The sequence below is a fragment of the Plesiomonas sp. PI-19 genome (assembly GCF_021368255.1).
GTDB lineage: Bacteria > Pseudomonadota > Gammaproteobacteria > Enterobacterales > CAMTGL01 > Plesiomonas > Plesiomonas shigelloides.
On sequence record NZ_JAJNMQ010000001.1, the window covers coordinates 2021095 to 2033616 of the forward strand.

The 12522-nt window shown below is 53.1% G+C and carries 10 protein-coding genes; 4 read left to right on the plus strand and 6 right to left on the minus strand.

Going from position 1 to position 12522, the window contains the following annotated elements; genetic code table 11:
• Positions 1 to 65: 65 nt before the first annotated feature.
• Entirely contained in the window at positions 66 to 2138 is a 2073-nt protein-coding gene (gene mnmC, locus LQ901_RS09065; RefSeq protein WP_152117373.1) for a bifunctional tRNA (5-methylaminomethyl-2-thiouridine)(34)-methyltransferase MnmD/FAD-dependent 5-carboxymethylaminomethyl-2-thiouridine(34) oxidoreductase MnmC, read from the plus strand.
• 201 nt (positions 2139 to 2339) lie between these two features.
• Here mnmC and LQ901_RS09070 read toward each other — a convergent pair whose 3' ends face one another.
• Complete coding sequence (locus LQ901_RS09070; RefSeq protein ID WP_010862139.1) at positions 2340 to 2615, minus strand: YfcL family protein; 276 nt, start codon at positions 2613 to 2615, stop codon at positions 2340 to 2342.
• A gap of 668 nt (positions 2616 to 3283) precedes the next feature.
• Between LQ901_RS09070 and LQ901_RS09075 the strand changes: the two genes are divergently transcribed.
• The gene (locus LQ901_RS09075) at positions 3284 to 3904 is read left to right on the plus strand and encodes a trimeric intracellular cation channel family protein (RefSeq protein WP_010862140.1); all 621 of its coding nucleotides are present in this window, start codon (positions 3284 to 3286) and stop codon (positions 3902 to 3904) included.
• A gap of 184 nt (positions 3905 to 4088) precedes the next feature.
• Here the strand turns inward: LQ901_RS09075 and LQ901_RS09080 are convergent, their stop codons facing one another.
• From LQ901_RS09080 to LQ901_RS09090, 3 genes are all read right to left on the minus strand, one after another.
• Entirely contained in the window at positions 4089 to 4889 is an 801-nt protein-coding gene (locus LQ901_RS09080; protein ID WP_255359265.1) for a TSUP family transporter, read from the minus strand.
• Positions 4890 to 5016: 127 nt separating this feature from the next.
• Positions 5017 to 6159: a beta-aspartyl-peptidase gene (iadA, locus tag LQ901_RS09085; protein WP_152117484.1), complete on the minus strand. Its 1143-nt coding sequence runs from the start codon at positions 6157 to 6159 to the stop codon at positions 5017 to 5019.
• A 94-nt stretch (positions 6160 to 6253) separates the two neighbouring features.
• Positions 6254 to 6997 carry an aspartate/glutamate racemase family protein gene (locus LQ901_RS09090; RefSeq protein ID WP_047708140.1) on the minus strand — a complete coding sequence of 248 codons (744 nt, stop codon included), beginning with the start codon at positions 6995 to 6997 and terminating at the stop codon, positions 6254 to 6256.
• A gap of 284 nt (positions 6998 to 7281) precedes the next feature.
• Here LQ901_RS09090 and LQ901_RS09095 point away from each other — a divergent pair, with 284 nt between their 5' ends.
• Both LQ901_RS09095 and dcuC read left to right on the plus strand, forming a co-directional pair.
• Positions 7282 to 8244, plus strand: a complete 963-nt coding sequence (locus LQ901_RS09095) for a LysR substrate-binding domain-containing protein (RefSeq protein ID WP_152117374.1) — start codon at positions 7282 to 7284, stop codon at positions 8242 to 8244.
• A 573-nt stretch (positions 8245 to 8817) separates the two neighbouring features.
• Positions 8818 to 10179 carry a C4-dicarboxylate transporter DcuC gene (gene dcuC, locus LQ901_RS09100; RefSeq protein ID WP_010862145.1) on the plus strand — a complete coding sequence of 454 codons (1362 nt, stop codon included), beginning with the start codon at positions 8818 to 8820 and terminating at the stop codon, positions 10177 to 10179.
• Between the two features lie 180 nt (positions 10180 to 10359).
• On the opposite strand, the gene mepA is transcribed toward dcuC, so the two are convergent.
• Together mepA and aroC are read right to left on the minus strand one after the other, a co-directional pair.
• Positions 10360 to 11256, minus strand: coding sequence for a penicillin-insensitive murein endopeptidase (mepA, locus tag LQ901_RS09105; protein ID WP_233672175.1), 897 nt, complete (start codon positions 11254 to 11256; stop codon positions 10360 to 10362).
• Positions 11257 to 11360: 104 nt separating this feature from the next.
• Positions 11361 to 12461, minus strand: a complete 1101-nt coding sequence (gene aroC / locus LQ901_RS09110; protein ID WP_039046024.1) for a chorismate synthase — start codon at positions 12459 to 12461, stop codon at positions 11361 to 11363.
• Positions 12462 to 12522: the final 61 nt, after the last annotated feature.

Genomic DNA, 12522 nt, shown 5'->3' on the forward strand with positions numbered 1-12522 from the left:
GCGTTTTGCCAAGTGGTCGGTGCTGTTACAATACCGTCAAGTTCCATTTTTGAGTATTTCCTGCCGTGAATACATCTTCTATTCAACAGGCCACGCTGCGCTTTAACGAACAAGGAACGCCCGTGTCCGCCGAGTTTGATGACGTTTATTTCTCCAATCAAAACGGACTGGAAGAGACCCGCTATGTCTTTCTAAGCGGCAATCAGTTACCCGAGCGCTGGCTGCACCATCCTGCAGATCGCTTTATCGTAGCAGAAACCGGCTTCGGTACGGGGCTGAATTTTCTTACCTTGTGGCAATCTTTTCGTGAATTTCAGCGAAATCACCCAGATTCCCAGCTAAAACGTCTGCATTTTATCAGCACCGAGAAATTCCCGCTGTCGGCGGCTGACTTGGCGCTCGCGCATCAAAGCTGGCCAGAGCTTGCCGAAATGGCGGCCGAATTGCGACAAAACTGGCCACTGCCGATTAGTGGATGTCAGCGCTTACTTCTCGATCAAGGCCGAGTCATTCTTGATGTGTGGTTTGGTGATGTCAATGAGACCTTTGGCGATTGGGGCCGTGACTATGAAGGGCAAATTGATGCTTGGTTCCTCGATGGTTTTGCCCCATCTAAAAACCCAGACATGTGGAATGAGCAGCTGTTTGCCCATATGGTGCGCATGGCAAAGCCGGGGAGCGGTACATTTGCCACCTTCACCGCCGCCGGTTTTGTGCGCCGCGGCCTGCAAGCGGCTGGGTTTGAGATCACTCGCTTAAAAGGTTTTCGCCACAAGCGCGAAATGCTGTGTGGCCGTCGCCCAGCACAGAGCCTGACACCGAACGAACCTGCTCCGTGGTATGCACGCCCTGCGGCCTCTTCACTGCAAGACGTGGCAATCATTGGTGGTGGCATCGCCTCGGCGCTGCTGGCGCAAGCCTTGTTACAGCGCGGCGCGAAAGTCACCTTGTACTGCGCTGATGCGCAGGCGGCGCAAGGCGCGTCCGGTAATCGGCAAGGTGCGCTGTATCCGCTGTTAAACGGCGCTAAAGATCCACTCGCGCGCTTTTTTGCCCACGCCTTCCAATTTGCGCGTCAACGTTACGATGCACTGGACGCGCAAGGTATTGCCTTTGATCACCGCTGGTGCGGCGTGTTGCAACTGGCGCACAATGAGGCTGCTGCCAACAAACAAGCTAACTTGCAACAAGCCGAGTGGCCTGAGGCGATGGTCAGCATTCACTCACCTGAAAGTGCTGAAACGCGCGCCGGAGTGCCGCTGGGCTTTGCGGCGGTGGAATATCCGCAGGGAGGCTGGCTGTGTCCAGCGCAGTTAACCGCCAACTTGTTGCAACATCTGCAGCAACAAGGACTAAGCATTCACTATCAACACACCCTACGTCATCTGGCACATACCGCCACTGGCTGGGATTTACAGCTGGAAATAGTAGATGCTCATGAACAACGCACTAATATCACGGCCAACCATGCGGTAGTTGTGCTAGCCAATGGCTATCGCATCAGTGAGTTTGGCGAAAGTGAACACTTACCTGTGTATCCAGTACGCGGGCAGGTTTCCCATATCCCCACCGACACTAATTTAAGCCAGCTCAACACTGTATTGTGCGCCGAAGGGTATCTGACGCCGGTAAATATCCGCGGCGATCAGCACTGCTTAGGTGCGACCTATGGCCGCGGAGATACCAGCACAGACCTGCGCGACAGCGACCAGCAAGAAAATCTGGCCAAATTACAGCGTAGTCTGCCTGATGTGGCATGGGCGCAGCAGGTACGCGTAAGCCAAGAGCCACAACCAGAAATCCCTGATGCGCGCGCCGCCGTGCGCTGTGCCACGCGCGATCACTTGCCACTGATGGGTGCTCTGCCTGATTATGCCGCTACGCTGGCGCAGTACACCGAGCTAGCCACGCAATTAAGCAGTGCGGTGCCGGTCGAGGATGCGCCTTATTACCCCGATCTGTTTGTGCTCGGCGCGCTCGGCTCACGTGGCTTAACCTCTGCGCCCTTGCTGGCCGAAGTGTTAGCCGCACAGATGAACGGTGAGCCACTGCCTTTGGAGCGAGACATCTTAAATGCACTCAACCCTAACCGTTATTGGGTGCGTAAACTGCTCAAAGGCAAGCCGGTACAAAATTAGCCACGTGGTTAACCACAGATAAAAACGCGTGTGGTAGGTGGCAAAGCAAGCAATAGCGGCTTAATTCACCAATACCGCTAGCCTCAACAAAAAAGGCGCTACACACACTTCATCTCGAAGTGGGTGTAGCGCCTTTTGTATGTCTAGCGTTTGTATGTCTAGAGTTCGGTATCGCCGTTTATATCGACGATACAAATGCGATTAAACCGCCGCTTGCTGATACAGCTGCTGCCACAGATTACGTACCAACACCTGATCCGGTGGCGATAACTCGCCCTTGGCAATCGCCGCATCCAAACTGGCATTCACGCGCTGCGCCAATTCGCTCAGGGAGCTCACACCATCGGCTTCAGCATCGGCAACCGCCAGCGTCAGGTGTCCACGCAGATAGCCACCGGCAAACAGTTCATCATCGGTACCGTGCTCAACCATCTCATCAATCAGGGCCAGTACCCGCTGTTCAAATTGCGTCATCATCAGATTTATTCTCGTTGCCAGAGTGTTACCGAAAAATTCTGCCGCAGACTATAACAGTAACTGCGTATGCTCTCCAGAGAGCGCCGAGCTATTACTGATGCGCCGTTAGGGCAATCTATAGCTCGACTATACGACTCAGCTCAGAGCATTTTTATCTCTTTCTAAAGAGAAACCGCCACGCATCATCTTGGCGCCGTACACACTCCACCTACTGCAGCCATTTGCGCAGCGTGATCCAACTCTCATTTTGCTAAACGCACCCAGCATAAATAAATGAAATAAACTAATGCATAGATAACATCTGACGCAGCCAGAGCAACAGATGGGAGCGATAAGAAGAATAGATTATTTTTATAAATCACTATTTTTTAAAATTTACACCCAGCCTCAATCCTAATCACGCGCAACGAACTCTATAAATCGTCTATTAGCGCTTATTTATTGCTGTATGCAACTTTATTTACTATGTGATATCACAATGTCACATTTAAAATACAATCAACAAATGATTAGTATTTGTAATGCGACAAAAGAAAAATCAGCAGTAAAATAGCGCGCATTCGCCAACCAGCAGCCAACGTTAGCCGCTTCATACAGAAGCGTCATACCGTGTGCTGGCCTGTGTTGTCTCACTCGCGTTTTCATTGATGGACTGAGCCACTTTCCCCATGTTACTGACTATCTTATATCTTATCGGGATCACCGCTGAAGCCATGACCGGTGCGCTGGCCGCAGGTCGTCGTAAAATGGATCTGTTCGGTGTGATTATCATCGCCAGTGTGACTGCCATCGGGGGCGGCTCGATCCGTGATATGTTGCTCGGCCATTACCCGCTCGGCTGGGTCAAACACCCGCACTACATTGTGATTGTGGCCTGTGCCGCGGTGATCACGACGTGGATCTCACCGGTCATGAAGCACCTGCGCAAAGTGTTTTTGGTGCTCGATGCTCTGGGTTTGATCGTCTTTTCGATCATTGGTGCGCAAGTGGCGCTGGATATGCACCACGGCCCGGTAGTGGCGGTGATTGCCGCAGTGATCACCGGCGCATTTGGCGGGGTATTGCGTGATCTGTTGTGTAATCAGATCCCGCTGGTATTCCAAAAAGAGTTGTATGCGGGGATCTCATTTGCCGCCGGTTTGCTGTATGTCGGCTTGCAACATACCGGATTAGATCACAATGCGGTGACCATGATTACCCTGTGCAGCGGCTTTGTGGCCCGTTTGCTGGCGATGCACTTTGAATTAGGCTTACCGGTGTTTAATTACACCCAAAGCGAAGAGTCGTAATTGTCTGCCCATCGCGCCTTCAACAACACACCGCAACACAGCTATAAACAGCACACACAAAAAATGGCCGGAGCAACACTGCTTCCGGCCATTTTTTTAGGCGGCTTGATGAGGGCACTCTTTGTTTATAACGTTTCGTTTGTACGGCTTCGTTTGCAGCGCTATCTCTTTTCGCCCGTCAAACTCACGCAACCAGCGCCGACAACCACTGATAAATCTCCGTGCCGTGACTGTCGTACACCATTTTACAGGTCATCAGCAGGGAAACCGTCACAATCATCGGCCGGATAAAGGACTGGCCTTTGGTCAACACCATGCGCGCTCCGAGACGCGCTCCGATAAATTGGCCAACCATCATCAGCAAACCGACACTCCACACCACTTTGCCCCCCAGAGCAAAGAACAGCAGTGAGGCTACGTTCGAGGTGAAGTTCAGCACCTTAGTGTGCGCGGTGGCTTTGGCCAGATTAAAGCCCAGCAACGTGACAAACGCGATGGCAAAAAATGACCCGGTGCCCGGCCCAAAAAAGCCATCATAAAAACCAATCCCCGCACCGGCGGTGAGCGCAAACAGGCGCGCAGAGATGCGGCTGTGGCGATCGGTTTCACCAACGCGCGGTGAAAACAGGAAATAACCGCCGACGGCCAAAATCAAAAACGGCAGGACTTGGCGCAATACCGAAGCATCTATCATCTGCACCAAAATCGTGCCCACGACCGAGCCAATAAAGGTACAAATGATCATAAAGGTGATATCTGACAGATTCACCGCGCCACGCCGGACAAAATACCAAGTCGCAGAAAACGAACCGGCGGTGCCTTGCAGCTTGTTAGTCCCCAAGGCCATCGCGGGCGGTAATCCGGCCGCCAACAATGCCGGTACGGTTAGCAATCCTCCGCCGCCGGCAATGGCATCAATAAATCCGGCCAACGATGCCGCCGCTAGCAACAGCAGCAGCATTTCCCACGACAGAGCCAATTCCACGGTATTTTCCTTAATCTGCGACAGAGGATGAGAGTGTCGTATGGTAACGGGTTATGTGCTGAGCAGCAATGCAACAACGGCGTCACCGCAAACGATGACGCCGCATAAACAGGCAGTTACGAAGGATTTATTCAAAATTGGCGGTAACTTGCATCTCACCGTGCTGCAGTAAAACCTGTCCACCGGCAATCAAGGTATCCAGAGAAAAATCAGGGTTAAACAGGCAAACATCAGCATCTTCCCCTGTTGCAAGGCGACCTTTGCGTAGCCCCAGTGAATCAGCCACATTACTGGTCATCAGGCGTAGTGCAGTAGTGATCGGCACATCGCGGCGCACCAGCTCGACCAGCAAATCGAGGTTGCCGGACACATCGGCGGCGGTAATACGCTCCATCTCGCCTTGCGCATTAAAGACCGGCAAACTGCCATTACCATCAGAGCTGACGGTGAGGCGCTCTGGCGCAGCGCCCGCTTCCAGCGCATAGAGCACCGCATCGGCAGGAGAAGCAAACGCACACGAACCGGCACTGGTGATATCGATGTAGCCACCTTGCGCGCAAAACGCAATTGCGTCATCCATCAACTCGCGGGTACGTGCAACGTGCGTTGGCGAGAAGTGATGTGCGGGGATGCCGGCGGCTAGTGCCGCGTTAATTTCGGCAAATGGTGCATCCAATCCGCCCATGTGCATATGCAAAACGCCGCGCTTACCGGCCAACATGCCGCCCATACGCACATCGGAAACCAACCGCAGCATCTCTTGTGGAGTAGGGAAAGAGCCGCGGTGATCGGCAACTGCTAATTTCACGCCCAACACCGGCGCCAACAAAATCAGATCGTCGCGCACCGAGCCGGTTACCGTGACGGTCGGCAGTTGATAGGAGCCGGAGTGCATGTAAACCGACAAACCTTCTGCACGCAGCCCCATCGCTTTAGCGTACAGATCGCGCGGTGATCGCGTTGAGCCATCGGTACCCATCACCCCGACCACGGTAGTCAGACCCGCTTGCACCAATTTGCCAAAGGTGACCGCCGGAGTGCGCGTGGCAAAGCCGCCTTCCCCGCCGCCGCCAATCAGGTGAATGTGCTGGTCAATCAATCCTGGCGTAGCGATTTTTCCCTGCGCATCAATCACGGTGCAAGGCACACTGCCAGTTTCAATGTGCGCAGCAATCTGCACCACTTTGCCACCAGCCAGTAAAATGTCCTGCTGGCCAAGGAATTCAGGTGCATACAAGGTAGCATTTTTAATCAGGGTCAGAGCGTTCATCAAAAGTCGTATCCTTACATTTCTTGTTTTAGCTATTATTGAGTTAGCTATTGATTGGTATTTGCAGCCATCGGCACGTGCAAGCCTGACGTCATCAGGCCACGCACGCTTGTGCCGGTGCTAGCTCACTCAATTGCGGCGCTTGATACCACTGCACGCAGGCTTGCGCTAATTCCGCTAACGAATCAATCACTGTTTCAGGGTGGGCGTTGGCATGCGCTTCCAGCGCCAGTGGGATCTCAGTGCAGCCCAAGATAACAGACTCCGCCCCCTGCTCGCGCAGCGCTTGATAAGCCTCAAACAAGCAACGCTGACCGAGCGCCACGTCACCGGCTTTCACGGCAGCAATCCCGCGCATCACTTTTTGCTGCATTAACGCATCGGGTAGCACGCACTCAATGCCGAGTGGACGCAATTCCTGTTGGTACAATCCGCCGCGTACCGTAGCGGTGGTGGCCAGCAATCCGACACGACGTAAACCGCGGCGGCGAATAGCGCCCACCACGCAATCAATGATGCTGATCGCCTCGATGCGTGAGTAGTACGTTAATCGCTTAAACCAAAAATGTGCGGTATTACACGGGATCACGAATAACGTGGCGCCGGCCTGCTCCAACTGTCGCAGCAGTTGTAACAGCGCTGGAAACGGATCTTCCGCGGCATCGAGGATCGCTTGGGTGCGATCGGGGATCTGCGGCACATTCGCTACCACCATTGGGATATGCGCTTGATCCTGTCCCGCCGGCGTGCTTTGAATAATTTTGCGCATAAAGTCGACGGTCGCTAATGGCCCCATGCCACCTAAAATTCCTAACCGGCGCGCACGCTGCTGTTGCATAACAACCCCCTGTAACTTATCTAATTCCATTTTAATCAGTGTGTTATATCTATCTTTTGTGACATAACCGTACTGGCTCTTGGCTTTCACCTTAGTCGTTTCGTCAGTGGGGATGAAATGCTGATTCTGTTGCCGCTATGCAAGAAAAGCATAACGCGATGCGCGATAATGACATGCCGTGAGATGCGCGATACATCCTGAACGCAATGCTGCACAGAATGCGCCGCACTCATTAGTGCCAGCACGCAACAGAACCCGACAATACCGACTCAGGAGCCCGCGCTATGTCTGCCGAACATCTGCCCAACATTGAAACCAAGTGGTTGCATGATTTTCTGGTGTTAGCCGAAAAGCGTAATTTTTCCGCCGCCGCAGCACTGCGTAACGTGACGCAACCGGCGTTCAGTCGCCGCATTCGTGCCTTGGAGCACGCACTGAATACCGAGCTGGTGAACCGCGATACCCACCCGCTGACGCTGACCGCCAGTGGCAAGCAATTTCACGCCACCGCCCGCTCACTGCTCAATCAGATGGAAGAAGAGATCGGGCGTTTAGCCGGTCTGTCATTGCTGGGTGGCCAAACGGTACGCATCGCGGCGGCGCATTCGCTGGCGACACACCTGCTGCCGTATATTCAGCCCAAACTGGCGGCCGAACACCCGAATGTAACGCTCAATGTGGAAGCGGTAGATGCGGATGATGCAGTGGAAACCTTGCGCGAAGGGGCGTGCGATATCCTGCTGGCCTTTGCCGCCGATCATCTGTCCAGCGCGCCATATCAATCTCTGTGTTTGGGTCGCAGCCACTTGCATTTGGTTTGTCGCCAGCCTGCGCCGTGGAGCTCGCCCATCAACACCGCGCCAGAGAATGATGGCAAGAGCGAGCTGCCGGCATCGCCCATGCCGATACCAATGCCTTGGTTGGCCTATTCACCAAGCAGCTATATGGCGCGCGCAATTGCGCCGGTACAGCGGCATGTTGAGCTGCAACCGGTTTTTTCTTCCTCGATGTCAGATTTGATTAAACAGTTGGTCTTACAAGGTGCTGGCGTGGCGTGGTTGCCGCAATATGCGCTGCACCAAGAGCAGCGTCAGGGGCAGTTGCAGGTATTACACCCAACTCACTGTTCGGTACCGCTGTGGCTGTATGCGTATCGTTTTGAAAGCCGTTTACATCCGGCAGGGGAAAAAGTCTGGCAAGGATTGGCGCGTCTGGCACAAGACCCGGAATTTAGTGCATTACTGTAAGATATAAAATTATAATTATTTTGTTATTATTATTCGCATAAAAATAATGATGCATTTACATAAAGACATTATGTCTTAATATATAAATAGAGGCTTCACACACTATTTAACTCACGCAGTGAATAGATATTATTTTTAAGTTTAATATATGAATCAATCACTATTAATATCACACAAATTAAATGCGCCGACACAAATGCACATCTTTGCATAGCGTAAAAATACTATTTTGTGAGCAGTGCCTTTTTTAATCCATGTTGATTGGATCAATGTCACGTTACTCTAGGTTTGCGGATTGACGCTATTTAGTGCTTTATGAGAAAGTCGCGCAGCGCAAAAGCGCAGCAAACAAGCATTTGAATACAAACAAGCACAAGAAATATTAATTATTGAAGTGATTCATCGCTTAGATTCATCGCTAAGCCATGTCTCGTTGCCGTGCTGTTCATCTTATATTAAGTGCCCTCTATAACTTGTTATATATATGACTATTAATGATCGCTCTGTTTATCAAAACAAAATGGTCATCAATAGTCGATAATATATCATTATCGTTACAAGGACATCGTCTCAATGGTAGCACTAATTAGTTTAGTCGTTATTTTAGTGACCGGTTACCTGATCGTAAAAAAATACAACCCGCAAATGGTTTTATTTATCGCAGGTATCGTTTTACTCGCTTCGGCAATTTTGTTGGGTGTCGGTACCCCGTTGCCAGAAGCTAAATCCAGTGGTTCTGTGTGGCTGGATATTTTCACCTACATCAAAGGCATGATGGGCAGCACCGTTGCCGATCTGGGCCTGATCATTATGGCGGTTGGCGGTTTCGCTAAGTATATGGATCACATCGGTGCATCGCGCGCCTTGGTGGCCATTTCAACTCGCCCACTGTCTGTGATCCGTAACCCGTATCTGGTTATGGCGATGGGCTATATCCTCGGTCAGCTGCTGAATATCTTCATTCCAAGTGCTGCGGGTCTGGGTCTGTTGCTGATGGTGACCATGTACCCAATCATGACCAGCCTGGGTGTGAGCCGCATGTCAGCGGCGGCGATTATCGCCACCACCGCGTGTCTGGATCTGGGTCCAGCCTCTGGTAACGTAAACCTAGCGGCCAAGATTGCCGACATGCCAGTCACCGAGTACTTCCTGTCTTACCAAGGCCCAGTGGCTATCGCTTCGATGATCACCATTGCCGTGCTGCACATGGTAGTACAGCGTTGGTTCGACCTGCGTGAAGCGAAAAATCCTGTCGCGTATGAAGCTACTGAGGAAGACACCAAAGAACTGGTTACTCCACCGCTGTGGTATGCCCTGTTCCCAATGATCCCTCTGGTACTGATCTTTACCTTCAGCAAGATGGTGATCACCACCGTTAAAATCGACGTGGTTACCGCGATGCTAATCAGCTTCGCTGTTGCGATGGCGGTCGAAAGCATCCGCTTTGGTGGCAAGAAAGTCTTTAAAGACATTCTGGTGTTCTTCGATGCGATGGGTAAAGCCTTTGCTCGCGTGGTCAGCCTGATCATCGCTGGTCAAACACTGGCGCACGGTCTGAAAGCTATCGGCATTCTGGATATGGTGATCCACGGCGCTATCGCGTCCAACATCTCTCCAGTGTATCTGGTGGTGTTGATGGTGATCATCATTACTGTGGCGGCCTTCCTGATGGGCTCCGGTAACGCGCCGTTCTTCTCCTTCGCGGCAATGGTGCCGGATATCGCGGCCAAAGTGGGGATCTCTTCCGCCTCTATGCTGCTGCCAATGCAGCTGGCTGCAGGTCTGGGCCGTACCATCTCCCCAATCACTGGGGTGATCGTAGCGGTTGCCGGTGCCGCGGGTGTGTCACCGTTTGATCTGGTTAAGCGTACCGCTATCCCAATGCTGGGCGCGCTGCTGGTTTCTACCGTGTACTCACTGGTGTTCTACGTATAAGCACTGAGCACCTAAGCAACACGTCTCTGCCATAAAAAAGCCCCGTTCTCGATAAGAGTGCGGGGCTTTTTCTGTTCCTATTTTTCCTTTTTCCCTTCGCATCTTCACGTCATGCAAAGGCTTCATGCTTGGATTTTCTGCGCACACAGCAGGCCGACGCCTTGAGTATAAACAGAGCGATTACTGCGTATTACGTACCGTTACGCTATTTCCCGTACCCATTACGCTCTTACCCGCAATACCTGCATCATTGACGTTATTTTTCAGCGGCTGGTGACTGAGTAAGACACTCTGACAAACTGCAGGTAACGGTGGCGGTAAGCTCGGCAGTTTTGGCTTGCTAAGCTTCGGTTTACCGGTTTGCGCCGTGACTACCGGCGGTTGCAGCCAAGATGCTAACTCATCGCCACAGCCATCACCGGCCGGCGGCGGAGTTTGCGCTTGGCAATCTTGCGAACCAGGCGGACACGCTAAGCGCACATGCATGTGATAATCATGCCCACCCCATGGCCGGACTTTGCGCAGCCAGCTGCGCTCATGCCCGGCGGTACTCACGCACAGCTGCTGCTTGATGGCAGGATTGACAAAAATCCGCGCCACTTTCGGATCGCTGGCCGCCAGCTTAATCAGCTCGGTATATTCCGGCTGCCACAAGTCACTTTTTACCTGCATCCGCGGAAAATCGACCAGACTGACCGCTTGCGGCGACTGCTTTTCTTGCTCGCTAAGTTTGCTACGGCTAAAACGCAGCCAGATATCCACATCCAGCCCGTTTTGATGGCTGGCATGCCCAGAGCTAAAACGCCCGCCCGCAGGCATTGCCATATCGCCCACCCAGAAATTCGGTAGTCCAGCCTGACGGCTGTGCTTAGCCAGACGCTGTACAAAGGCAATCAGCTCCGGATGGCCAAAATAGCGCATCCGCTGGCTGCGGATCAGCTCATAGCCTTTGCCCTGCAGTGGCAGCGGCTGCGCGCCAATCACGCAACCATTGCTGTAGCCGCCCACCGCTTGCGGGGTACCCGCCACCGGCGCGCTGAATTCACTCCATGGCGATGCCTGTACGCTGCTGGCCATGCAAAGCGCCACCAGCACTGCGCTGCCCGTTAAATACCTGTGCTTCAAATAACTATGGGTTAAATGACCGCGGGTTAAATAATCAGCCAAGCGGGAGAACGCACTCATGCCAGTAAGCCATCCCAGCTCGGGGCGGGCGTACGCGCGCCACCACACTGGGCGCGATGGCGCAACAGGTGATCAAGCAGCACAATCGCCATCATCGCCTCGGCAATTGGCACCGCCCGAATGCCGACGCACGGGTCATGGCGACCTTTGGTTACCACTTCAACAGGCTCGCCACGGGTGTTCACCGAACGCCCCGGAATGGTGATACTGGAGGTCGGTTTCAAGGCCAGATGCGCCACCAGCGGCTGACCGGAGCTGATACCGCCCAGAATGCCGCCAGCGTGATTGCTCAGAAAACCTTCCGGCGTGATTTCATCACGGTGCTCGCTGCCGCGCTGATTCACCACCGCAAAGCCATCACCAATCTCCACCCCTTTCACCGCATTGATGCTCATCAGCGCATGCGCCAGATCAGCATCTAAGCGATCAAACACCGGCTCCCCTAATCCTACAGGCACATGCTCAGCCACGACCGTGACTTTGGCACCAATCGAATCGCCGTCTTTTTTCAGATCGCGGATCAGTGCATCCAGCGCCTCGATTTTGTCTGGATCAGGGCAAAAAAACGGGTTCTCTTCGATGGCTTGCCAATCAATTTTCTCGGCTTTGACATCGCCCATTTGCGCCAGGTAACCACGCACGGTAATGCCAAATTGCTCATACAGGTATTTTTTAGCAATCGCGCCCGCCGCTACGCGCATGGCGGTTTCGCGAGCCGAAGAGCGACCACCGCCACGGTAATCGCGCAGGCCATATTTGTGATGGTAGGTGTAATCGGCATGCCCTGGACGGAACTGCTCTTTAATCGCCGAATAATCTTGCGAGCGCTGATCGGTGTTTTCAATCAGCAGCCCAATGCTGGTGCCGGTGGTTTGCCCTTCAAACACGCCGGATAAAATCCGCACCTGATCCGGCTCGCGACGCTGGGTGGTATAGCGCGACGTACCGGGACGACGACGGTCCAAATCATGCTGTAAATCCGCCTCGTCGAGCTGCATGCCCGGCGGTACGCCGTCCACAATACAACCGAGCGCCGGCCCATGCGATTCACCAAAGGTGGTCACGCGGAAAAGTTGTCCGATACTGTTCCCTGCCATCTGTTAATCCGTGTTTATCTGGTTCATCGGTGCTCCGGCAGCCTGCTCGGCTGACGGAAAG

Bases quoted from the DNA above. Each gene is read 5' to 3' on its own strand.
- LQ901_RS09070 (WP_010862139.1), bottom strand. From the start codon at position 2,615: ATGATGACGCAATTTGAACAGCGGGTACTGGCCCTGATTGATGAGATG.
- LQ901_RS09075 (WP_010862140.1), top strand. From the start codon at position 3,284: ATGTTACTGACTATCTTATATCTTATCGGGATCACCGCTGAAGCCATG.
- iadA (WP_152117484.1), bottom strand. From the start codon at position 6,159: ATGAACGCTCTGACCCTGATTAAAAATGCTACCTTGTATGCACCTGAA.
- LQ901_RS09090 (WP_047708140.1), bottom strand. From the start codon at position 6,997: ATGCAACAGCAGCGTGCGCGCCGGTTAGGAATTTTAGGTGGCATGGGG.
- LQ901_RS09095 (WP_152117374.1), top strand. From the start codon at position 7,282: ATGTCTGCCGAACATCTGCCCAACATTGAAACCAAGTGGTTGCATGAT.
- dcuC (WP_010862145.1), top strand. From the start codon at position 8,818: ATGGTAGCACTAATTAGTTTAGTCGTTATTTTAGTGACCGGTTACCTG.
- mepA (WP_233672175.1), bottom strand. From the start codon at position 11,256: ATGGCCAGCAGCGTACAGGCATCGCCATGGAGTGAATTCAGCGCGCCG.
- aroC (WP_039046024.1), bottom strand. From the start codon at position 12,461: ATGGCAGGGAACAGTATCGGACAACTTTTCCGCGTGACCACCTTTGGT.